The sequence below is a fragment of the Ignavibacterium sp. genome (assembly GCA_032027145.1).
Taxonomy (GTDB): domain Bacteria; phylum Bacteroidota; class Ignavibacteria; order Ignavibacteriales; family Ignavibacteriaceae; genus IGN3.
This window is the reverse complement of record JAVSMP010000001.1, coordinates 540,489-563,087: the sequence shown is the minus strand read 5'-3', so window position 1 is coordinate 563,087 and position 22,599 is coordinate 540,489. Positions and strand designations below refer to the sequence as shown.

The window sequence follows — 22,599 nt, the reverse complement described above, 5'->3', positions numbered from 1 at the left end:
CAAGATATCGGTAAATAAGAGTATAATTATCTGTAAATATTTTCAAACAAGAAAAATCTCAGTTTCAAATACTCAGAATTCAGTGTTTTTGTTTTGCACAAAAGTTGAGCAATATGGAATATGATAATAGAAACGAAAATAGATTATCCAACTAACCAGCAAAACCCTGTTGTTGAAAACACAGCAGCTTATTGTTTTATCGGAGAGATTGAAAGAGATTATATGGGCGATGGTGTTTTGGTGGTGGGAAATGATTGTGATTTTGATAGTTGTGTTGATAGTTATGACAATATACAAATAGTGGTTGAAAGGCAATATAATTTTTATGAAAGTGGATATTTTGTAGTTGACTCTTTAGGAAACATAACAATAAAAACTAAAATTGATACAGTTTGTTTTATGAAGGATTCTTTAAACAATGTTATTCCAGATTCTGCAACAGGGCAGTCGCGACCACTTGATTATCATAGAGAAAGAAAAAATCAGAATGGTGTTTATGAAAATGCCTGGCATTTAAAACCATGCAAAAATGCTTCTGGAAAAATTGAATTAAGACCGGTATTAGCTGATTCAATAACTCCAACACCAATATATATAGATTTTATGGCTGATGTTTGTTATACCAGTATTACGAATGATGGATTGAAATTAATTTCTGATACCACTCAACTTAGTGATATAACTTTAGTACCAGATACGGCAATAATAGCGAAGGATATATGCGGTCATAATTGCTATCCTCAATTAGTTGGTCAGAATGGTTTTATAATTAAAGAAATCGTTGAAAAACACGAATTGTTACATATAGAACATTTCAAACGCATCTTATCTGACACAAAAAAAGATAGTCTAGTTAATGAGTTAAAAAGATTGGTAACTTATACTTGTTATAACTATGGCGAGAATAAGAGATTAAATAACCTAGATGGTTCATTCGACTCTGAGTTAAGATCCTATTTTAGTAAGGCAATACGGAAATATTGGGTTGATTATGGACATACTAAAGATGCACAAAGGAATCCACAAATAGATAAAACTATAGAGAAGGCTCAGGAGCGTAAAATTCATTATGTGCAAGCAATTTATGATTTAGTTCATAAATATCAATTAGCACTGCACAATTCAAGAGGTACTTCTTATCCATACACTATGTGTATGAACTGTCCACAATAAAGAAAATAAGAGGATAAAATGGAAAAATTAATTTTAATTATAGTATTGTCATTAAATTACTTAATTAGCGCACAGATTAACGAACCTTCTGCATATCAAAAAAGCACTATAATCAACAACTTAGATAGCACAACACGGTATAAAAAGTTGAATGCAATTTTAGACGTATATGATATGTACGTTCCAGAAGCCATTCCTAAAATAGAAACAGATATATTTAAACAACAGCAAGATATTGCTCACTGGTATTTGATCTGTTTAGATAAATATAATTCACCAAATTTTAACAATATCGCTCATAGATATATCGATACGATTGCTAATCTAAATTATGTCTTCGAACCAGAAAACATTAATGAGCAAAAAGCTGATGCAATAGCTATGTTAATAAAAAAAGGAGATTATTCAAGAGTTGGATTTCTATTTGAATATATTGATATGCTAAAACCAGCAGTTGCAAGCACTCCATTCAATGTTCTTAATTTAATCGTTGAAAATGTTCCTGAATATTCAGAACAAGCAAAAGCAGAATTCAGAAGAATTGCTTTGAATTCAAATGACGATTATTACGCCCCAATGTCTTTGTTGTTTTTGGTTGATTATTATGGAGAAGAATTAATCCCTGATTTGGTATATATAATTTATAATAGCCAATTGAGTCAAATGAAATCCATAGCTTATGATGAGTTGGAAAAACAAAATTATTCAGATATGGAAACCATTACAAAATATCTTTTTCTCAATGAAAAAGATTATAAACTTAAATGGATAAATAATTTGATAACAAAATATGCTACACCTTCAAATTATAAATTTATACAAGATAATTATCAAAATATCATTGTGCCAGAGTGGTTACCTGCATATCGAGAATATTTTCAGCAAACTAAACTTAGTAATCCGCTTTATCCACCAAGCTTTAATAACCTATTTGAGCAGTTCGATTATTTTATAAACCTTTGTGACTCCTTATTTAACTACACTTGGCTCGGCGATTTAACTTTCTCCAACGAACTAAAAAACATTTTAACAATAGCTAAAACCAACTTACAAAATGGCGACTCACTTGCTTGCAGAGTTCAGGTAAAAGAATTCCAGGATTTAGTAGATAATGTTTATAAAGACTCACTAAACACAGACCCTCGTTTTGTAACAATAGAAGGCTGGAAGTTTCTCTACTGGAATGCACAGTACATTTTAGACAGATTGCCGGAGCCTTAATCCTATTTAGTTAAGTAGCGACTACTTCTTATCATATTGTTGATTGATCTGTTTACATCAGTTTAATCTGTTCAATCCGTGTTCCAATCAGCGAAAGCTGCAGGGGGTTACAGCATTACAGGATATCGGTAAATAAGAGTATAATTATCAGGTAGATATTTTCAAATAAAAATTATCCTTTATTCAAATTCTCAGGAATCATTGTTTTTGTTTTGCACAAAAGTTGAGCAATATGGAATTGGAAAGCTAATATAGATAAAGGTAAAATTATTTATACAGATAAAAAAGAATTGGCTGTAGATTATCTGAATACTTTGACTTCAACTATTCCTGATTCTATTAGAATTCAATCTTCCTTTCAGATGTATAACGGTGGCTACTTATATAGTGATTATGATTTATATCATAAAGAGTGGAAAATAAATACTAAAATTCCAAAGGATAGAGAAGAAGTTGATTATTCAACTGGTAAAGAGGTAAAAACTTATTATCAATATGGTATTTATACTTGGCGTAGATATCAAGAAATAATTAATCCTTAAGGTTAGAAAAATGAAAACAATTATTTTTGCTTTTACAATCGCAATATTTATCGCAACAACAATTTTTTCCCAACCATTTATTTTAAATATTCGCCCAGATAGGGATACTTTAGATTATCATCAGATTTCCGAATCTGTAAGAGTATATAATATTACGGCTGAATATTTACAAAGGATAGACCTGACTACAAATGAAACAATTGATGTTTTCAAAGATGATGAAATGATTTATAATGTATTTTACCTTATTAAGGATTCACTTGCATTAATTGCTCAAGCAACAACCTGGTCCATTTACGATATTTATAATAATATTATCGTTAAAACTTTTTCAGCACCGTATGATTGCATGATTGATGCAGTTTTAATAAATAATTCAATATATGGTTTCTCATGTGATGATACTGAGTACGGTGATTTTAAAACCAAAATTTTTTTGTTGGATTTACAAAGTAATGGTCCAATAGCTCTTTGTAAAATCCCATTTTATGGATTTGATTTAGGAATTAATTGTTCAACAAATGGAGATATACATTTTCAAATTGAAGATACTAACTATGTTCCACTTCGAGATGATTTGACAATTCTAGTTTCATTTTCAACTTTGAATAATCAGATTGTCAATCAAATGAATCTTTCAGAACTAGGTCGTACGGGAGCGAATGGATATATTTTATACAAAGGTAAAAAAGGGGTGGGAATTATTTTATCTTATTACAATTCTAACAGCATGGAGAGTTATTTCAGAATTTATAATTTCAATAATGGAAGTGCCTCAAATTTTATATATCACATGGGGAATGCTGAGCCGACTAATACTATTGACAACAAATATCTGATTTTATCAGAAACTGCATATAGTGCTGGGGTGGAATACAATAAGGGAAATATTTTTATTTATGATATTAATACTACTAATCTAGTTAAAACCATTAATCTTCCACCTTGGGGTAATCTCTATACTTTTGAAAACTTTCCAAACAATATCTACTATGTAAAGGATATTGAGTTACTTGAAAGACAAATCTACATTCTTAAACTGGACTCAATTTTTAATGTATTAGATTTAACTTCTCTTAACCCATCTTCAGCAATAGTTAATTCATCTGGGTTTATATTAACCGTTAATGGAAAAGGATTTGATACGGTTTCAACAGTTTATTTTAACGGACAACCAAAGACAACAACATTTATTTCGGATAGCGTAATAGTTGCTGAAATTTTATCCTCAGATGTTTCTTCACTTGGCACTTTCCCTGTTTGGGTAAAAGATAGATACTCAATTTCAGACACTTTGCAGTTTAGTGTAACCCAAGCTAATAATCCCAACTTACTTGTAAACCTAAAAAACAGTTTGGGTAACCAAATACCAGCAAGCAATGTAATGTATTATGAATCCGCCACAAGCGGATGGAAAGATGCAGTAAACAATGGAGACGGAACATTTACAGTAATAACAACAAAACCAACAGTAAGCATCAGAATGTTCTACGAGTATGCAAACCAGACTGTGCATAACATTACTGCACATAACAACACATACACTTTTCATACAGTTAATGCTTCGGTAGAACTGCGTAACAGTTCAGGTAATTTAATAGATCAAGGCGCAGTTCAATACTATGCAGGTGCGTGGAGAACATTCGGAACAACACAAAACGGAGTAGCAAACAAGGAGCTTCTTCCAATCAATTACAACTTCAGAATGACTTACGAGTATGTTCCGCTTGACAAACAGCAGGACATAAGCACAAACAGTACAGTTACATTCTCAACAGTTCTATGCACACTAAAAGTAACTAAAGCTAATGGACAGACGTTGTCAGGTGCGGGCACAAAATATTATTCAGGTGCGTGGAGAGATATTGGTCTAACGAATACAAATGGAGAAACAACAAAAGAACTTCTGCCAAAAAGCCTGAACTTCAGAGCAACATCCGGAAGTGTAAGTCAGGATAAACAGCAGGACATTTCTGTAAATAGTTTGGTTGAGATTCAATTACCGTAATAATTAATAATTAAGAATTGGAACACATTGATTACACTTAACTGCACAGATAGAAAAGATCAGTTTAATCTGTTCAATCCGTGTTCCAATCAGCGAAAGCTGCAGGGGGTTACAGCATTACAGGATATCGGTAAATAAGAGTATAATTATCAGGTAGATATTTTCAAATAAAAATTATCCTTTATTCAAATTCTCAGGAATCATTGTTTTTGTTTTGCACAAAAGTTGAGCAATATGGAATATGATAATAGAAACGAAAATAGATTATCCAACTAACCATCAAAAACCACTTGTTGAAAACACATCAGCTTATTGTTTTATTGGAGAGATTGAAAGAGATTATATGGGAGATGGGGTTTTGGTGGTAAAACAAGATGAGTGTGATGATTATCCTTGTAGCCAGGGATTTGTATACTCGCCTCCCAAAATTCTATCAAATATAGAAGATATTCTCTGGTTAACTACTTTTACGAATGAAAGTGGAACAAGAGATTTTTGTCCTGATACTCATTTAAAGGGAGGCGAGACAATCCCAATATTTGATAACGCTTTTGATGTACCATTTAATAGTGGCAAACTTATTAAAGATGAATTTATTTCACAATTCACAATTGATGCCTGTTTTAATATAGAAAAAAATAAATGGCAATACCTAATAAAGACTAATAATTCAAACAATGAGATTAAGTTGAGAGTATTGGTTGCGATGTGTCATTGGAGTGATCCAACAGATATAGTTGATGTACTGGAATTGAATAATATTCCTGAAAATGAAGTTTGTTTAGCATTAAAAGATTTTGAAAAAAACAGACCTTACCAATTCATAGGAGAAGATATACCTACTCCAGAAAAATATTACATAAAAGATGCTTATGTTAATCATGAGAAAGTACATGTAAAGTTTTTTCAATTAGACATCACCAAGACCCTGCAAATTAAACATAATTATTATGGTGTTATGAAATCATTTAGTGACCATTTAAAGTTAACACCAGAATGTACAGAAAAATTCAAGGATAAAAACACAACAATTTATCAAGGCAAGAAGTATTATAATGGATTATTAAAAGATTTTTGTGTCCAATTGCATTCGATTTATAGAATGAGGACAAAAGATAGGAGAAAAAACGAAAATATGACTCAATGGAATGATGATGTTCAGAATACAATTAATTATTATCAAAATACTCTTAAAGAAATATGGAAAAACAAAGGCAGACCAATAAATAATTGTGATTATGAGATGGATTGGTCAGCATACGAACAATACAAAAATAAATTTTGAAAAAGGGACGTGAAATGAAAAATAGATTAATAATACTGATTCTTCTCTTCAATGTGTCATTCATAAGCATAAGAGGGCAAGAAATTAACCCAATATTAAAACAAGCTTATCTTGAAATATTAAGTGATTCAGCATCTTATGATCAGTACTATGCTTTAATTGCTGTTATAGATAGTAATATAATCGAAGCGAAAGATATTATTGAACAAAAATTTTGGCAATTTGCAAGGTCACAACAATCTCTTGCTCTCGAAGCATTACTAAAATTCAAATCAAATCTAACACTCGAATATGCTCAGCGTCTGATGGATTCTTTAGATATAAATCCTATAGATTATGCATTGAATTCAGAATCCGGTCCTGATGTAATTTTTGAAAAAGTAAAGATATGTGAAATTATGTTTGAATTAAATGATTTCTCTAAACTTGATTATGTATTTGAATTAGTTAACCGTGATAGCATTCAAGAAGTTAGTGATATTGTTATTGATCCACTAATTAAAATAATGCAAAATGTCCCTTCTTATTCTGAACAAGCAAAAAGTAAACTTATAGATTTAGTTTACTCTTCAAATGATTTATTTACTAGATCAAATGCTTTAATTGCTTTAGAAAAATCAATTGGAATTGAATCGCTCCCGATAATTCTTCAATCATTTCAAAGTGATAGTAGTGATGTAAATAGATATTACATTTTGAATGAATTCCTAAGTAAGTACAGTGAAAATATTGACTTATCTGGCATACTTAGAGAAAGGATATACATAGAACCAGCAGGGTCACTCCGATTGAGAATTGCAAAAATTCTTTTATATGGTCCAGGTGGAATTTCAAACTATAATTTTGTTAAGAATTATATAAATGATGAATCAGATGAAATGATTAAGGATGCGATTACATTCGAAGTTGAAGAAAATTTACCGCGCTTATTTTATGAAGATAGTACACTTGTAGTGATTCTCGATAGTCTGATTTCGGTTACAAACCAAGTTCATATTATTAATTGGCTCGGCGATTTAACTTTCTCCAACGAACTAAAAAACATTTTAACCACAGCCAAAACAAATATACAAAACGGCGACTCACTTGCTTGCAGAGTTCAGGTAAAAGCATTTCAAGATTTGGTGGATAATGTTTATAAAGACTCACTAAACACAGACCCGCGTTTTGTAACAATAGAAGGCTGGAAGTTTCTCTATTGGAATGCACAGTACATTTTAGACAGATTGCCAAAGCCTTAATCTTATTTAGTTAAGTAGCGACTACTTCTTATCATATTATTGATTGATCTGTTTACATCAGTTTAATCTGTTCGATCCGTGTGCCATTTTTCTAAGAACTAAAAAAGTATTTAGTTTTTTAAATAACAACAAGAACAAGATATCGGTAAATAAGAGTATAATTATCCGTAAATATTTTCAAACAAGAAAAATCTCAGTTTTAAATACTCAGGATTCAGTGTTTTTGTTTTGCACAAAAGTTGAGCAATATGGAATATGATAATAGAAACGAAAATAGATTATCCAACTAACCATCAAAAACCACTTTTTGAAAACACAACAGCTTATTGTTTTATTGGAGAGATTGAAAGAGATTATATGGGAGATGGGGTTTCGATCGTAAAACAAGATGAGTGTGATGAGGAGATAGTTGTCTGTGATAGTTTTGAACCACAAACGATAAATACAACTAATTTTGAATTGTTAAGAGAAAATGTACCTTGGCAATGGGTAGATAAGCAAGGAATTCCCCAAACAACTAATTCCGGTAGTGCATGTAAACTACAAGAATGGTTTAATTGTGATTCAACTAGAAATGGTGTTACCTATTTAATGAGTAAAATAGGTAATTATAGCATTACACCCCAAACCATTTATAGAATATTAGATGATACTAAAATTAATGTGTGTTTAGATACTAGAGACCCAAATAATAAGAAGTGGATCCCTTCTATTGAAAATATAAGAATTCCTATGTTCTCTGCATTCTGTCCAGAACAAGCGGATAGATGTGGTATATACAAGGATTTTTTTGATGCTACTAATACTAATATTCTTGCGAATTTTATTAAAAATAAAAATGATTATGACGATGTAATGGATGTCTTGGATTGGTGGTGGGAAGGTCCGTATAGGAATGCTAAAAATAAAGTCTATTTAAATGACAAAATACGTTTTTCAGAAGGTATAATTACTCATGAATATCAACACTTTTTATACGATAGGGATAGCACAATTTCTTATATGAATGGCTCAAATGGACTTGTGAGTCTTAAAACTAATTTAGAATTTCAAAGAACTTTTACTCAATTTAAATGCCCAGAAGACGTTAAGAAAGATCCATTTTATATTTCAGTAATTAATTCTAAAATTTGGCAACTTATTGATGATGGTGTGAAAAGAGGGAGAACAATAGATCCAATTACGAAAAAAGACAATACTGAATTTGATTGTGATGTAGCTGCTCGTAAGACCTACGATGATATCAAAAAACGGATTAATGTTTGGGCAAAAGATAATGGCATTATCCAATAATAATATTTTTGAAAGATAAAAGGAATTAATAAATGAAAAAAACTTATTTAATAATTTTGTTAATAATCTCGGTTGTCTCAATTTATGCTCAAAATTCATTTTGGCCAGAAAATGATATCGATAAAGCATGGGCTGATTACTTTGCCGGTATTACTACTGATTCACTCGAGAAAATAATTTTGGAAGATCAACTTGACACCCCTCCAAGTTACTATAAATTTGCAGTATTGAATCTCTTTTATTATCATTTAGACACGCATAGAGAATTCTTAATATCCAACCTAAATTCTGAATTCGTTGAACCCACAGATTTACATGCAGATTATCAATATTCAAAAATTTTAATTGATAATTATATAAAGGGTTTATTTAGTGATCCATTAGCATTAATTGGTCTGGACTCATTAGCAAGAATTAACTCAGAAGAATATCATCAAAAGGATGAGGCAATTTTTCTTTTAGCCCAAGCAGGTAGATTTGATTATTGGGACTATGTCAAAGATCAGTATATAAATAAACATAACTACGGAATGTGGAATACCTATTATTTTTATAGTCAAGATCCACGATATCGAAACGAAGTATTAGAACGTTTAATACAAGAATCAGAATCGATTTCTTCAGAAGAAGTCTTGAAAGTACTTTCAAAAGTCAATATTGTAATGACTATTGATAAACCTAGTGGAATTGAAATTCTAAAAAATCGATTTTACTCAACAACTGGTAATTTAAGATTAGAATATTTTAGAGATTTGAAATCTGTTGATAGAGAAAGTACTTTAGAGAGAAGTATGTATGGAATACTAAATGAGCCAATAGACAGTATAAGAAAAGAATATTTACCGGATCCTAATCGTATCCACTCTTATTATTTTAGTGAATATTTGAAGCCAGAATTTATTAATTTACTTTTAGAACAAGCTAATACTTTAGATCATAATTCTGAAACTTACGTTTTAGTTAGCAGATATCTTCACGAGTTTACACCAGAAATACCAGATCCCACAACTCCAACAAATGATTTATTAAACAATTTATATAATTATGTTGATAGCGTTTTTAACTACACTTGGCTCGGCGATTTAACTTTCTCCAACGAACTAAAAAACATTTTAACCATAGCTAAAACCAACTTACAAAACGGAGATTCACTTGCTTGCAGAGTTCAGGTAAAAGCATTTCAGGATTTAGTGGATAATGTTTATAAGGACTCACTAAACACAGACCCTCGTTTTGTAACAATAGAAGGCTGGAAGTTTCTCTACTGGAATGCTCAGTACATTTTAGACAGATTGCCAAAGCCTTAATCTTATTTAGTTAAGTAGCGACTACTTCTTATCATATTATTGATTGATCTGTTTACATCAGTTTAATCTGTTCGATCCGTGTGCCATTTTTCTAAGAACTAAAAAATAATTTAGTTTTCTCAAATAACAACAAGAACAAGATATCGGTAAATAAGAGTATAATTATCCGTAAATATTTTCAAACAAGAAAAATCTCAGTTTTAAATACTCAGGATTCAGTGTTTTTGTTTTGCACAAAAGTTGAGCAATATGGAATATGATAATAGAAACGAAAATAGATTATCCAACTAACCAGCAAAAACCTGTTGTTGAAAACACATCAGCTTATTGTTTTATCGGAGAGATTGAAAGAGATTATATGGGCGATGGTAATGTGGTGGTGGGTGAACCATTTACAATAGCTTGGGATCAGATTACAAATCATATAAATACAGTGCCTGAAATGCCTAAACTCTTAACAATCTGGTTAACACCAAAAAATTACGCAGGGGTCTACACTGTATTGGTTCAGCGGAAAATGGAATTTGGTGTTAACTAAATAAGGTAGATTAGCTTGCATATCTAACCTCAATTCTTTTCAGTTTAGCTTCTTTAAGTTTTCGTTCTCTTACTTTCAGCTTTTCTTCAACTCTGTCAATAAGAAAATCTTCAGGTGTTAAATAAAACAACGAACTGTGAAGTCTTTTAGTATTGTAGTAATCAATATAAGATGAAATCTGTTTGCGTGCATCATCAAGATTGATTAAAGAGGTTTTCATTAAGCAGTCCTGATGAATAGTTCTATGGTATCGTTCGATCTTGCCATTACTCTGAGGATAAGCAACAGAGGTTCTTATATGCTGAAGTCCTAGAAGCTTCAGATATTCAGCAAAGTCTTTGGAAATAAACTGAGGACCATTATCTGAAATGATTCTTGGCTTTGTGCCGGGGTACTTCTCTAAAGCTCTCTGCAAGGTTAACTGAACATCAAACTGTTGCATACTTCGTCTTAGTTCGTGATGAACTATATATCGTGAGTAACCATCAATAACAGAAATAAGAAACAGAAAAGTTCCGTGATAGTTAACATACTTAATATCGGTATGCCAGTGCTGGTGAGGAGCTGTTGGCTGATCAAAGCCACCTCCTTTAGAAGATCTTTTAACTTTATTCCACCTGTTAAGTAAGCCGGCAGCTTTAAGTATTCTGTAAGTAGTAGCAGGCGAAACAGCAACAACATTATCATCAATCATCTTGTAAGTAAGGCGTCTGTAACCTTCTACGGGATGAACTTTAGCATAGACAATAATGGCTTTCTTCTCCCAGTCCAGGCACCAATGTTCCTTGGAAGTCTTTCCGTTATGGTTATTTTTTACTCCTTTCCTCTCAATCCAGGAATAATATTTACTGGAACTAATGCCTAAAAGAGGAGTGATGCCTTTAAGCGGAATATCAGTCTTGAGTCTTATGAAGTTTACAAACTCCACAACATTATCTCTTACGTCAGGTTCAACCCACTTTCTGTTCATATCTCCCCATCTATACTTTTTTTTATTTCGATGTTTTCTTTAAGCAGAAAGGCTATCGCCTCCTCACGATCTCTTAATTTAGACTGAAGCTTTTCAATCTTTTTCTGTTCCAGGGAGGTTTGTTTCTGATTAACTGATTTACTCTGAAAAATATCTTTAGCATATTCAAAGAGTTTTTTCTTCCAGTTATAGATGTCGTTAGGGTGAACCTGGTACTTTTCAGCAAGCTGGCTGATGGGAAGATTGTTTTCAAGAAGTTCTCTAAGGATAAGAACTTTCTGATCCGGGGAGTAATGTTTTCTTTCTCTTTTTGTTTCGGACATTAGAATTTCCTTTCTATTTTTACATTACACAAAATTATAAAATTCCATTTCCTTCTGAAGCGTTACATACACAATTGATTGGGATTTAGAAGTAAAGTGGGTAAGCAAAGAGCAATCACCTGATAAAACATTTAGTCATAAATTTCATAACAGAAAGATTAGTTCTGAACCGGATGGAACAGATTTACCGATACCAGATAATGATAATACAATTATTGGCGGTGATGAGATAACACTGACAATAAATGAATTCTTTTATTATGACAACCTCAATCAATTAGTAAAACCAATTACGAAAAAAATAACTGGGATGAAAATACTTGGAAGCAATGGAGACAACAATGAACAAATGGTTAAGGATTATATCAATGCTCACGAATTCCCACAGCCAATTGATTTACCATTAAGTGAACCGGTTACACTTCAAGACCAAAGAAAACAAATGCAAGTAATTATTGATAAGGAAAGTTTTTATTTCCAATTCCTTGAAGAAAGATATTTACCGTACCCTTACAATTCAGATGATTATTATTATCCAAATATGAATCCAAATCCTCATGATTGGGGGCTTTGTCAACTAAGCGTATCTGAGCCTTCACTCAGTGTTATTTGGAATTGGAAAACTAATATTAATGCAGGAATACATCATTTATGGAGTGAAAAGTTTAGCCAACTAAAAAGAGATGGTTTGGGAGGTGGCTTTTATGAAATAAAAGAAAGATTTCATAATAAGGGAATTGAAATCCCAAACTTAAATAGAAAAGAGTTTCTAATATGGCTTGCACAAAGATACAAAGGTGGACAATACTATATGGACTACACACCTGGAAAGAAGGGTGAAAAAGGTAATTGGGTTATAAATCCTAAGCACCGCACGTATGGAGATGATTTTTGTGTTCGCTTTGGTTTTTCAAAATGTGAATAAGTTTAAAAAATTAAAGAGTTTTACAAAAGGAAAAAACAATGTTTAAGATAAAATATTTTATAATTCTATTTTTTATTTCAACAATTTCAATTCTTAATGCTCAACCTTATTACTATGTCTCAGTTTATAAACCATTTCCGTTTGGACATCATGGTACGGGTGATATTTATCGTATAAATATGAACAATTCGGCTGAAGTAGAAACCTTAATGACAAATGTTTACGATATGGAATGGGTATCATCTGATGAAAGTGGCAATTGGTTGGCTTATGAGGAAAATTTTGAGTTATTCATTGTGAACTCAAATAACTTAAATCATAAAAATATGATCACTAAATACTGTGAAGACTTGCGGAAATTTTCTTTTACCAGCGCCATTAACAAACTGGTTGCTAAGTATTCTGATAGCTTGAGTTTTAAAATGGTTTTGATTGATCCTGCTTCCTTGTTAATCACAGATACTATCCCTTATGATATTCATTGGGACTGTGCTGTAGATAAGGACATTAATTTTTCAGGAACAGGTAACATGATGTATTTAATAAAGGGTGATAGTATTCTACTTAAGCCAAAAATCGCCTCCTATTCTTTTTTAACTAAACAAATTATTTCAACAAAATATATTGATGAAATTTCATATCCAGGAGCTGATGATTTCTATTTTAGTTTTGTAAGAAATGGTTTATCTATTATTGAGTCTCTTTTTTCATTACCAACTTCTCTTAGCTACTATCAAATCTATTTTCTTGATAAAGATTCACTTTCTATTCCTATCATACGTAGTAACAGCGAAAGTTGGGCTTATGGATACGTGGCAAATGAAGGTAATTATTTACTTTTATTTAACAGTCAAGTCAATCCTGATAGTTTAGGTCATACTTATACAGGTAAAATTGAAATATATAATATGACAAACGGTGAATTGAAAAAAACAATTCAACTGCCACCAGATGGTCAGGTTATGTGTTTTGAGAACTACCCAAACAACGTTTATTATGTTAAAGATATAGAACTTCCCACTCGGCAAGTATGGAATTTAGATATGGATTCCATTTTTAATGTTTTAGATTTAACAATTTTAAATCCAAATTCAGTTAATATAAATTCAAACTCGTTTACTTTAACCGTTAATGGAAAAGGATTTGATACGGTTTCAACAGTTTATTTTAACGGACAACCAAAGACAACAACATTTATTTCGGATAGCGTAATAGTTGCTGAAATTTTATCCTCAGATGTTTCTTCACTTGGCACTTTCCCTGTTTGGGTAAAAGATAGATACTCAATTTCAGACACTTTGCAGTTTAGTGTAACCCAAGCTAATAATCCCAACTTACTTGTAAACCTAAAAAACAGTTTGGGTAACCAAATACCAGCAAGCAATGTAATGTATTATGAATCCGCCACAAGCGGATGGAAAGATGCAGTAAACAATGGAGACGGAACATTTACAGTAATAACAACAAAACCAACAGTAAGCATCAGAATGTTCTACGAGTATGCAAACCAGACTGTGCATAACATTACTGCACATAACAACACATACACTTTTCATACAGTTAATGCTTCGGTAGAGCTGCGTAACAGTTCAGGTAATTTAATAGATCAAGGAACAGTTCAATATTATGCAGGTGCGTGGAGAACATTCGGAACAACACAAAACGGAGTTGCAAACAAAGAACTTCTACCAATCAATTACAGCTTTAGAATGACTTACGAGTATGCACCGCTTGACAAACAGCAGGACATAAGCACAAACAGTACAGTAACATTTTCAACAGTTCTATGCACAGTCAAAGTAACGAAGACTAATGGACAGGCGTTGTCAGGTGCAGGCACAAAATATTATTCAGGTGCGTGGAGAGATATTGGTCTAACGAATACAAATGGAGAAACAACAAAAGAACTTCTGCCAAAAAGCCTGAACTTCAGAGCAACATCCGGAAGTGTAAGTCAGGATAAACAGCAGGACATTTCTGTAAATAATTTGGTTGAGATTCAGTTAAATGTTCCGTAGAACAGCAGGCAGTAATCAGTAGGCAATAAGCAAAAAGAAATAATAAACTCCGTTAGGAGTAAAATATTTATAGAAACAGAAAAGAATAAAAGAATAAAAGTCCCGTCAGGGACGATATAGATGCAGAGGTAAAAAATGCTAATAAAAATTTTAATTATCGCATCGGCAATAACATATTATTCATTCGCACAAACTATTTACGAAGTTCAACCGGGAACGAAAGGTAATAAAATAAATTTGACGGTTGCGAATGTTTCGGAAGAAACTCCTGTGAACGATGTTGAAATAATCCTGACTAGAAAATCTTCGTATCTAAATTTCAGTACTGAAGCACAGACTATAGATTTGATTGAAGCTAAGGCGGAGGCAAATGCAATCTTTACATTTGATGTAAACAGAAACGCACCAATCAATAAAAAAGATACAATTGATTTTATGATATCAGATTCAAACGGACTGATGATGATGAAAAGTTTTATCTTCAGTTATACTGGTCCAAAAGAATTTAAGCTTGAGCAGAACTATCCAAATCCATTTAATCCAACAACCAGAATCCGGTATCAGGTATCCAGCCTCTCAGAAGTTAGCTTAAAAGTTTATGGCATACTCGGCAGTGAAGCAGCAACACTTGTAAACGAAAAACAAGAGCCGGGATATTATGAAGTAAGCTGGGATGCATCAAACCTTGCAAGCGGAGTTTATATCTATCGTTTACAGGCTGGTTCATTTATATCAACAAAAAAGATGATAGTTTTAAAGTAACCCTAACTTTAGAAGAAATAAATTTGTAGATAGTTTAGGTACAGTTTCAGCTAAAAGCCGCAAATTTTAGCTTTTTCAATCCAAACTTTTTTTTGGTTATCATAATAATTAATCATATTTTTGACCTGCTGATTCGCCCCATTGAGGGCGTTTTTTGTTAATATGGATAAATTAAAAGAAAATATTGTTGAAATTTCAAACAAAATCGCTGAAAAGCTTGGCTATTTTGTTATCGATGTTATAATAAGGGGTGATAGCAGAAAGAGAATTTTGGAAGTTTTTGTTGATGCCGGAAAAAATGTGAGCGCCGATGATCTTGCAGGGATGAGCCGCGAATTGAATGAAATTATAGAGTCAGAAAATTTAATCAAGGAATCTTACAGACTGGAAGTCTCATCTCCTGGGGTTGATAGACCACTAAAATTCTTACAACAATACCCTAAACACATTAACAGAAATTTTGAGATAGTTTATAAAACAGCGGATTCAGAAGCAAAGTTTGCCGGAAAGTTAATCTCAGCTGAAAAAGATGAATTAACTTTTCAGACAAAAGAAAAAAATATTTTAATTAAGTTTAATCAGATTATTGAAGCTAAAGTATTAATTAGTTTTTCTTAGTAAGAGGAGATAATAAATGAATAGTGAGATTGTCGAATCTTTTGCCCAAATGGTAAAAGAAAAAGGCATTGATAGAGATGTACTCGGTGGTATTCTCGAGGAAATTTTTGGTTTGCTTGTAAGAAAAAAATTCGGAGATGAAGCAAAATTTGATGTTGTTGTAAATATGGACCGTGGCGATATAGAAATTTTTCTCGAACGTGAAATAGTTGAAGTTGTGGAAGACCCTAATACACAGATAGGAATTGATGAAGTAAATAAAAGAGGCAATGAAGATGAGCTGGAAGTTGGCGAAGAATATGTTGAGAAGATTGAACTTGCTTCGCTTGGAAGAAGATTGGTTGTTCTTGCTAAACAAAGCTTAAATCAGAAAATCCGTGAATTGGAAAAAGAAATTATTTATAATGAATACAATGAATTACTCGGTGAAATTGTTGTCGGAGATATTTATCAGATAAGGAAAAATGACATCCTGGTTAATCATAATAAAAATGAATTGATGCTTCCTCGGAATGAACAGATTCCTTTTGAAAAATATAAAAAAGGAGAAACGATAAGAGCAATAGTTAAGGAAGTTAAAAAAGGCAACAGCGGACCTGTTATTGTAATCTCAAGAGCTGATAATATGTTCTTAAGAAGATTGTTTGAAATTGAAATTCCGGAAATTTATGATGGAATAATAGAAATAAAATCAATTGCCCGTGAACCCGGAGAAAGAGCTAAGATTGCTGTTGAATCTCAGGATCAGAGAATTGATGCAGTTGGTGCATGTGTTGGAATGAAAGGTGTAAGAATTCATGCGATAGTTCGTGAGTTAAATAATGAAAATATTGATGTTGTCAGCTATTCTGATGATCCGATTGTTTTTATTCAAAAAGCTTTGGCTCCTGCAAAGCTTAAAAAAATAGAACTATATGAAGATGAAAGAAAAGCAATTGTTACTGCTGATAGTGACCAGGTTTCTTTAATTGTAGGAAGAAATGGAGTTAACATCCGACTTGCAATGAAGCTGACAGGATATGATATTGAAATATTGCGCGAAGAAAAACCATTTGAAGAATATGAAGAGGATATCGAACTTATTGATCTTAAAGAAGAACTTGGCGCCGATGTTTATGAGATTCTGATTAATCATAGATATGATACTGCTATTGAAGTATTAACCGCCGGTCCCGAAAAATTAAAAGAAATCGAAGAGTTTGATGACGAAAAGATAGAAGAGATACTCGAATTAATTAAATCTCAGTTCGAAGAAGAAGAATAGCCCAAAATAAGGTAACTGTTAAATGTCTGAAACTAAAGCTCCTAAAATAAGATTATATAAATATGCTGCGGAGATAAATCTCTCTTCAGAAAACCTCATTGAATTTCTGAGGAATAAGGGATATGAAATTAAATCTCATCAATCAACCTTAACAGAAGATATGATAAATGAGATAAATGCCCATTTTAAAAAGGATATTGAAAAGGCTGAGCAGCATTATAAAAAAATAGCAGAGTTTCATAAAAAACGTGCTGATAAGGTAGAAAAAGAAGAAAAAATCGTAAAGGTTGAAGAAGAAGCAGAACCCATAGCTGAAGAGAAAGACATTGTAATAACCGATGTTCCTGTTGAAGTAACTGTTGAACCAGCAGTTGAAGTTGTTGAAACCCCGGAAATAATTGAAGAAGAACCGAAAGAAGTGATTAAACCTGAACCGGTAATTGAAGAAGCAGAATTCAGCCCGGTTGAACCGGTTAATGCTACAACAGAGCGTTTTAAATCTCCTGCTAATATTGAGGCAGGTAAAAAACGCGGTTTAAAGGTAGTAGGAAAAATTGATCTGGGTGAAGATAAAAAAACAATCGTTAAACAAGGCAAGCAACCGCCACAGGTTTCTGAAGAGAAGAAACAACAGCCTCAGGATACAGCATCTGAAACAGTTAAGAAAAAGAAACGACCTAAAACGAAAAAGAAAACTGGCGCAGAAACTCCGGTTGAAGATTTTAGCGTTACAAAAAGGAAAAAGCGGGTTAAAAAATTTGAAATAGACGAGAAAGATGTAAAAGCAGCAATTAAACAAACAATGCTTAGTATGGATGATACTGTTCTTACTAACAGAGCTGCTGTAAGAAAGAAAAAAAGAAAAGAAAGAGAAGCTGAAGAAGAAAGATTACAGGAACAAAAATATCTCGATTCAAAAGTTCTTAGGGTTAACGAGTTTATTGCCGTTAGTGAACTCGCAAACCTGATGGAAGTACCGGTTGGCGAAGTTATTTCTAAGTGTATAAGTCTTGGATTAATGGTTTCAATTAATCAAAGGCTTGATGTTGAAACAATTACACTTGTTGCTGATGAATTTGGATTTGATGTTGAATTTCAGAAAGAATATACTGCTGAGATTTTAAAAGATGTTGAAGACGATGAGGAAGACCTTCAGCCCCGTCCTCCGGTTGTAACAATTATGGGTCATGTTGATCATGGTAAAACTTCATTGCTTGATTATATCAGAAGAACAAATGTTGTAGCAGGTGAATCAGGAGGAATAACTCAGCACATCGGAGCATATAGGGTTGACAGAGGAGATGGAAAACAAATAACATTTCTTGATACTCCAGGACACGAAGCATTTACTGCAATGCGTGCTCGCGGAGCTCAGTTGACCGATATTGTTGTGCTTGTAATTGCTGCAGATGATGCGGTGATGCCCCAAACAGTTGAAGCATTAAATCACGCACAGGCTGCTGGTGTACCGATTATTATAGCAATTAATAAAATTGATAAACCGAGCTCTAATCCAGATAGAATTAAACAGCAGCTAGCTGATAGAAATGTACTTGTTGAAGACTGGGGAGGTAAGTATCAATGCGTACAGCTTTCAGCAAAAACAGGATTGAATGTTGATGTGTTGTTCGAAAAAATCCTTCTTGAAGCCGAACTGCTTGATCTTAAAGCTAACCCTGATAGACTTGCCCGCGGTGCTGTTGTAGAAGCAGAACTTGATAAAGGGCGCGGAATTACAGCAACCATTCTCGTTCAAAAAGGTACTTTAAGAATTGGTGATCCGTTTGTAGCAGGCATTTATTATGGCAAAGTTAGGGCTATGTTTGATGAAAGAGGCAATAAAGTCAGTGAAGCTACACCATCTGTTTCTGTACTGGTATTAGGTTTTGAAGGCGCACCCCAGGCAGGTGATACATTTATTGTTCTCGATTCAGAGCGCGAAGCACGTGAAATAAGTTTGAAAAGACAACAGTTAAAAAGAGAACAAGACCAGAAACAGGTACATCATATTACACTTGATGAAATTGCTAAACAAATCAGTATCGGCGGAGTTAAAGAGCTTGCACTTATTGTGAAAGGCGATGTGGATGGTTCTATCGAAGCCTTATCTGATTCATTAATGAAGCTAAGCAATCAGGAAGTAGTGGTTCGGGTGATTCATAAAGGAGTAGGCGGAATTTCAGAAAGCGATGTTCTTCTTGCTGCAGCATCAAATGCAATTATTATTGGTTTCCACGTAAGACCAAATATTAATGCACGTAAACTTGCTGAGAATCAAAAAGTAGATATTAGACTTTACAGCATTATTTATAATGCTATAAACGAAGTTAAGTCTGCACTTGAAGGATTGTTGTCACCGGTAATCTCTGAAGAAGTTACTGCAACAGTTGAAGTAAGAGATACCTTTAAAGTTCCGAAATCAGGAACAGTTGCCGGATGCTATGTTTTGGATGGTAAAATTGCAAGAAGCAACAAAATAAGATTGATTCGAGATGGAATTGTAATTCACGAAGGATCAATAGGAAATTTAAGAAGATTTAAAGATGATGTAAGAGAAGTTGATGCAGGATACGAATGCGGATTGAATATTGACAATTATAACGATGTAAAGGTTGGTGATATAATAGAAGCATTTAAACTTGTAGAAACAAAGAAAACCCTTGCTTAATTGTTATTAGTTATTCTGGATGATTTATGTCGTATAGAGTTGATAAAGTTGAACAGCTTATAAAAGAAGAAATTAGTTTAATCTTTCTGCATAAACTTTCAGAAACAGATCTGGGCTTTGTTACAATTACAAATGTTAGAGTTAGTCCGGATCTGAAAATTGCAAAAATTTATCTATCTGTTCTGGAAAAGGAAAAACGTGAACTTGTTCTGGATAAGATTGATCTTAAAAAAGGATTTATAAGATCTGAACTTGCACACAGAATAAGGATGAAATTTATTCCCGAACTAAAATTTTTCATTGATGATACGCTTGACTATGTTGAAAAGATTGAAGGGCTGATTAAGAAAATTCACGAAAATGATAATAACAAGACAAACGAAGGATCCGCAGAATCTTGATTATTTATCCGGTCAGGTAATACTGATTGATAAGCCTGTAAACTGGACTTCGTTTGATGTTGTTTCAAAAATCAGGAAACTGATAAAGGTTAAAAAAGTTGGACATGCAGGCACACTTGATCCGCTTGCAACGGGATTGCTGATTGTATGCACGGGTAAAAAAACTAAAGAGATTTCTGATTACCAGGAAAAAAGAAAAAAATATACCGGAATTATAACCCTTGGTAAAAGTTCGCCGTCGATGGATTTGGCAACTGATGTAACCGAAAAGATATTGCCTGATAATCTGACTCAGGATAAAATTATTGGAGTTCGAAATAAGTTCTTAGGAAAAATTTTGCAGGTTCCGCCGATGTATTCAGCAGTAAAACATAAAGGCAAAGCACTATATAAATTTGCCAGAGCTGGAAAAGAAGTTGAACGGGAACCAAAACAGGTTGAAGTTTTTTCTTTTGAAATACTAAAGATTGATTTGCCTGATATCCATTTTGAAATTGTCTGCTCAAAAGGAACTTATATAAGAACAATAGCAAACGATTTTGGGAATGAACTTAACTGCGGCGGCATTTTAAGTTTACTGAGAAGAACTGAAATAGGTGAATATAAAGTTGATGATGCTTATGAAATGAATGAGTTTTCTTCTATGTTCAGAACTTTGTAAAGTAATTGTTTTTATGTTTGTCACGCTTAGCTTATCGAAGTGTGATGGAAAAATTAGAAAGTCATACTTCGGCAAACGCAGGATGACAGAATTTTAATAACAAGTTTTTGTGATGAAATTTTAGATGCAGATTTTTTATAGTATTAAAGATTTAAAAAAAAATAAAAATACTGTTCTTACACTTGGCACTTTTGATGGAATTCATCCGGGTCATTTAAAAATTATCGACAGATTAGTGAGTTGTTCAAAAGAAAAGGGATGCAGAAATGTTGTGATTACATTTTATCCGCATCCGAGAACGATTTTAGGCAATGATAATTCTGTAAAAATGCTGACAACACAAGATGAAAAAATAGAACTTCTTGAAAAACTTAGGGTTGAAAATCTTTTAATTATAAATTTTACAAAAGAGTTTGCATCGTTGAGTGCAGAAGATTTTATATATGATTATTTAATAAACGGTATTGGTTTAACAGAAATAGTATTAGGACATGATCATCATTTTGGGAAAGGACGAAGAGGAAACGCTGAATTATTACAGAAGATTGCAGACAAAGAAGGTTTTATTGTAACTAAAGCAGAAGCTTTTATGATTGATGGCGAAGCAGTCAGCAGCACAAAAATTAGAAATGCAATAGCCGAAGGGGATATTATCAGAGCAAATAAACTTCTTGGCAGAAATTATGAATTTAGCGGAATTGTTGTAGGCGGCGATAAGCGCGGTAGAGAGCTTGGCTTTCCAACTGCTAATATAAAATTATCTTCACAGGAAAAACTTTTACCGGCTAGCGGAGTTTATGCTGTTAAGGTGATGGTTGAAAATGAAAGGCATACTGGGTTATTAAGCATTGGTAATCGCCCGACTTTTTATAACCAGGGTGAACTTGTAAGTGAAGTATATATTTATGATTTCAACCGGGAAATTTATGGAGCTAAAGTGACAACAGAATTGGTTGAAAGATTACGGGGCGAGGTGAAATTTAACTCCGCCGAAGAATTAATTAACCAGATGAATACAGACAAAGAAAACGGAAATAAGATTTTTAATAAACTAAATAATTAATTCTGGTTAATTCTGGAATTATATCGTACAATCAAAATAAAGGATAGATACAATGACAAAAGAAGAAAAACTTGAGATCGTTAAAAAATTTGGCAACAACGAAAAAGACTCAGGGAAACCCGAAGTGCAGATTGCACTTTTAACAAAAAGAATTAACGATTTAACAGATCATTTTGATACTCATAAAAAAGATCATCATTCAAGAAGAGGATTAATGATGATGGTTGGTAAAAGAAGAAGACTGCTTGATTATTTGATGAAAAAAGATATATCACGCTATAGAGTAATAATTAAAGAATTGAATATTAGAAAGTAAGG

General features: G+C 32.7%; 21 protein-coding genes. 19 read left to right on the top strand and 2 right to left on the bottom strand.

The window, feature by feature from the left end; genetic code table 11:
• The first annotated feature begins 120 nt into the window (after nucleotides 1–120).
• The 9 genes from ROY99_02215 to ROY99_02175 all read left to right on the top strand — a co-directional run bounded on the left by ROY99_02215 (nucleotide 121) and on the right by ROY99_02175 (nucleotide 10,608).
• Nucleotides 121–1,173 (top strand): hypothetical protein, encoded by a 1,053-nt coding sequence (locus tag ROY99_02215; protein ID MDT3695176.1) that lies wholly within the window; start codon nucleotides 121–123, stop codon nucleotides 1,171–1,173.
• Nucleotides 1,174–1,191: 18 nt separating this feature from the next.
• Complete coding sequence (locus ROY99_02210) at nucleotides 1,192–2,394, top strand: hypothetical protein (protein ID MDT3695175.1); 1,203 nt, start codon at nucleotides 1,192–1,194, stop codon at nucleotides 2,392–2,394.
• Between the two features lie 290 nt (nucleotides 2,395–2,684).
• Nucleotides 2,685–2,936 (top strand): hypothetical protein, encoded by a 252-nt coding sequence (locus tag ROY99_02205; GenBank protein MDT3695174.1) that lies wholly within the window; start codon nucleotides 2,685–2,687, stop codon nucleotides 2,934–2,936.
• 10 nt (nucleotides 2,937–2,946) lie between these two features.
• Complete coding sequence (locus ROY99_02200) at nucleotides 2,947–4,944, top strand: IPT/TIG domain-containing protein (GenBank protein ID MDT3695173.1); 1,998 nt, start codon at nucleotides 2,947–2,949, stop codon at nucleotides 4,942–4,944.
• 241 nt (nucleotides 4,945–5,185) lie between these two features.
• On the top strand, nucleotides 5,186–6,229 hold the full coding sequence (locus tag ROY99_02195; GenBank protein ID MDT3695172.1) for a hypothetical protein: 1,044 nt from the start codon (nucleotides 5,186–5,188) through the stop codon (nucleotides 6,227–6,229).
• 14 nt (nucleotides 6,230–6,243) lie between these two features.
• Complete coding sequence (locus tag ROY99_02190) at nucleotides 6,244–7,470, top strand: hypothetical protein (GenBank protein MDT3695171.1); 1,227 nt, start codon at nucleotides 6,244–6,246, stop codon at nucleotides 7,468–7,470.
• 255 nt (nucleotides 7,471–7,725) lie between these two features.
• Nucleotides 7,726–8,763 carry a hypothetical protein gene (locus ROY99_02185; GenBank protein MDT3695170.1) on the top strand — a complete coding sequence of 346 codons (1,038 nt, stop codon included), beginning with the start codon at nucleotides 7,726–7,728 and terminating at the stop codon, nucleotides 8,761–8,763.
• Nucleotides 8,764–8,795: 32 nt separating this feature from the next.
• Nucleotides 8,796–10,070, top strand: coding sequence for a hypothetical protein (locus ROY99_02180; GenBank protein MDT3695169.1), 1,275 nt, complete (start codon nucleotides 8,796–8,798; stop codon nucleotides 10,068–10,070).
• 256 nt (nucleotides 10,071–10,326) lie between these two features.
• Nucleotides 10,327–10,608, top strand: a complete 282-nt coding sequence (locus ROY99_02175; GenBank protein MDT3695168.1) for a hypothetical protein — start codon at nucleotides 10,327–10,329, stop codon at nucleotides 10,606–10,608.
• A 10-nt stretch (nucleotides 10,609–10,618) separates the two neighbouring features.
• Here ROY99_02175 and ROY99_02170 read toward each other — a convergent pair whose 3' ends face one another.
• A complete protein-coding gene (locus tag ROY99_02170) occupies nucleotides 10,619–11,578 on the bottom strand; it encodes an IS3 family transposase (protein MDT3695167.1) in 960 nt (319 codons plus the stop codon).
• On the bottom strand, nucleotides 11,575–11,901 hold the full coding sequence (locus tag ROY99_02165; protein ID MDT3695166.1) for a transposase: 327 nt from the start codon (nucleotides 11,899–11,901) through the stop codon (nucleotides 11,575–11,577). The genes ROY99_02170 and ROY99_02165 overlap by 4 nt, the downstream gene beginning before the upstream one ends.
• Before the next feature lie 310 nt (nucleotides 11,902–12,211).
• Here ROY99_02165 and ROY99_02160 point away from each other — a divergent pair, with 310 nt between their 5' ends.
• From ROY99_02160 to rpsO, 10 genes are all read left to right on the top strand, one after another.
• A complete protein-coding gene (locus ROY99_02160; GenBank protein ID MDT3695165.1) occupies nucleotides 12,212–12,826 on the top strand; it encodes a hypothetical protein in 615 nt (204 codons plus the stop codon).
• 38 nt (nucleotides 12,827–12,864) lie between these two features.
• The gene (locus tag ROY99_02155; protein ID MDT3695164.1) at nucleotides 12,865–14,844 is read left to right on the top strand and encodes an IPT/TIG domain-containing protein; all 1,980 of its coding nucleotides are present in this window, start codon (nucleotides 12,865–12,867) and stop codon (nucleotides 14,842–14,844) included.
• A gap of 135 nt (nucleotides 14,845–14,979) precedes the next feature.
• Nucleotides 14,980–15,606, top strand: coding sequence for a T9SS type A sorting domain-containing protein (locus ROY99_02150; protein ID MDT3695163.1), 627 nt, complete (start codon nucleotides 14,980–14,982; stop codon nucleotides 15,604–15,606).
• 162 nt (nucleotides 15,607–15,768) lie between these two features.
• Nucleotides 15,769–16,224 (top strand): hypothetical protein, encoded by a 456-nt coding sequence (locus tag ROY99_02145; protein ID MDT3695162.1) that lies wholly within the window; start codon nucleotides 15,769–15,771, stop codon nucleotides 16,222–16,224.
• A gap of 16 nt (nucleotides 16,225–16,240) precedes the next feature.
• The gene (gene nusA, locus ROY99_02140; protein MDT3695161.1) at nucleotides 16,241–17,488 is read left to right on the top strand and encodes a transcription termination factor NusA; all 1,248 of its coding nucleotides are present in this window, start codon (nucleotides 16,241–16,243) and stop codon (nucleotides 17,486–17,488) included.
• A 22-nt stretch (nucleotides 17,489–17,510) separates the two neighbouring features.
• The gene (gene infB / locus ROY99_02135) at nucleotides 17,511–20,156 is read left to right on the top strand and encodes a translation initiation factor IF-2 (protein ID MDT3695160.1); all 2,646 of its coding nucleotides are present in this window, start codon (nucleotides 17,511–17,513) and stop codon (nucleotides 20,154–20,156) included.
• A 26-nt stretch (nucleotides 20,157–20,182) separates the two neighbouring features.
• The gene (gene rbfA, locus ROY99_02130) at nucleotides 20,183–20,557 is read left to right on the top strand and encodes a 30S ribosome-binding factor RbfA (GenBank protein ID MDT3695159.1); all 375 of its coding nucleotides are present in this window, start codon (nucleotides 20,183–20,185) and stop codon (nucleotides 20,555–20,557) included.
• On the top strand, nucleotides 20,517–21,218 hold the full coding sequence (gene truB, locus ROY99_02125; GenBank protein ID MDT3695158.1) for a tRNA pseudouridine(55) synthase TruB: 702 nt from the start codon (nucleotides 20,517–20,519) through the stop codon (nucleotides 21,216–21,218). Before rbfA ends, truB begins: the two co-directional genes overlap by 41 nt.
• Before the next feature lie 124 nt (nucleotides 21,219–21,342).
• Nucleotides 21,343–22,281 (top strand): bifunctional riboflavin kinase/FAD synthetase, encoded by a 939-nt coding sequence (locus ROY99_02120; protein MDT3695157.1) that lies wholly within the window; start codon nucleotides 21,343–21,345, stop codon nucleotides 22,279–22,281.
• A 52-nt stretch (nucleotides 22,282–22,333) separates the two neighbouring features.
• On the top strand, nucleotides 22,334–22,597 hold the full coding sequence (gene rpsO, locus ROY99_02115; GenBank protein MDT3695156.1) for a 30S ribosomal protein S15: 264 nt from the start codon (nucleotides 22,334–22,336) through the stop codon (nucleotides 22,595–22,597).
• Nucleotides 22,598–22,599: the final 2 nt, after the last annotated feature.

Coding starts and splice junctions, on each gene's coding strand:
- rpsO (MDT3695156.1), top strand. CDS start 22,334: ATGACAAAAGAAGAAAAACTTGAGATCGTTAAAAAATTTGGCAACAAC.
- ROY99_02155 (MDT3695164.1), top strand. CDS start 12,865: ATGTTTAAGATAAAATATTTTATAATTCTATTTTTTATTTCAACAATT.
- ROY99_02185 (MDT3695170.1), top strand. CDS start 7,726: ATGATAATAGAAACGAAAATAGATTATCCAACTAACCATCAAAAACCA.
- ROY99_02195 (MDT3695172.1), top strand. CDS start 5,186: ATGATAATAGAAACGAAAATAGATTATCCAACTAACCATCAAAAACCA.
- ROY99_02165 (MDT3695166.1), bottom strand. CDS start 11,901: ATGTCCGAAACAAAAAGAGAAAGAAAACATTACTCCCCGGATCAGAAA.
- ROY99_02175 (MDT3695168.1), top strand. CDS start 10,327: ATGATAATAGAAACGAAAATAGATTATCCAACTAACCAGCAAAAACCT.
- ROY99_02180 (MDT3695169.1), top strand. CDS start 8,796: ATGAAAAAAACTTATTTAATAATTTTGTTAATAATCTCGGTTGTCTCA.
- ROY99_02150 (MDT3695163.1), top strand. CDS start 14,980: ATGCTAATAAAAATTTTAATTATCGCATCGGCAATAACATATTATTCA.
- ROY99_02160 (MDT3695165.1), top strand. CDS start 12,212: ATGAAAATACTTGGAAGCAATGGAGACAACAATGAACAAATGGTTAAG.
- infB (MDT3695160.1), top strand. CDS start 17,511: ATGTCTGAAACTAAAGCTCCTAAAATAAGATTATATAAATATGCTGCG.
- ROY99_02120 (MDT3695157.1), top strand. CDS start 21,343: ATGCAGATTTTTTATAGTATTAAAGATTTAAAAAAAAATAAAAATACT.
- ROY99_02170 (MDT3695167.1), bottom strand. CDS start 11,578: ATGAACAGAAAGTGGGTTGAACCTGACGTAAGAGATAATGTTGTGGAG.
- ROY99_02215 (MDT3695176.1), top strand. CDS start 121: ATGATAATAGAAACGAAAATAGATTATCCAACTAACCAGCAAAACCCT.
- ROY99_02210 (MDT3695175.1), top strand. CDS start 1,192: ATGGAAAAATTAATTTTAATTATAGTATTGTCATTAAATTACTTAATT.
- truB (MDT3695158.1), top strand. CDS start 20,517: ATGATAATAACAAGACAAACGAAGGATCCGCAGAATCTTGATTATTTA.
- ROY99_02145 (MDT3695162.1), top strand. CDS start 15,769: ATGGATAAATTAAAAGAAAATATTGTTGAAATTTCAAACAAAATCGCT.
- rbfA (MDT3695159.1), top strand. CDS start 20,183: ATGTCGTATAGAGTTGATAAAGTTGAACAGCTTATAAAAGAAGAAATT.
- nusA (MDT3695161.1), top strand. CDS start 16,241: ATGAATAGTGAGATTGTCGAATCTTTTGCCCAAATGGTAAAAGAAAAA.
- ROY99_02200 (MDT3695173.1), top strand. CDS start 2,947: ATGAAAACAATTATTTTTGCTTTTACAATCGCAATATTTATCGCAACA.
- ROY99_02190 (MDT3695171.1), top strand. CDS start 6,244: ATGAAAAATAGATTAATAATACTGATTCTTCTCTTCAATGTGTCATTC.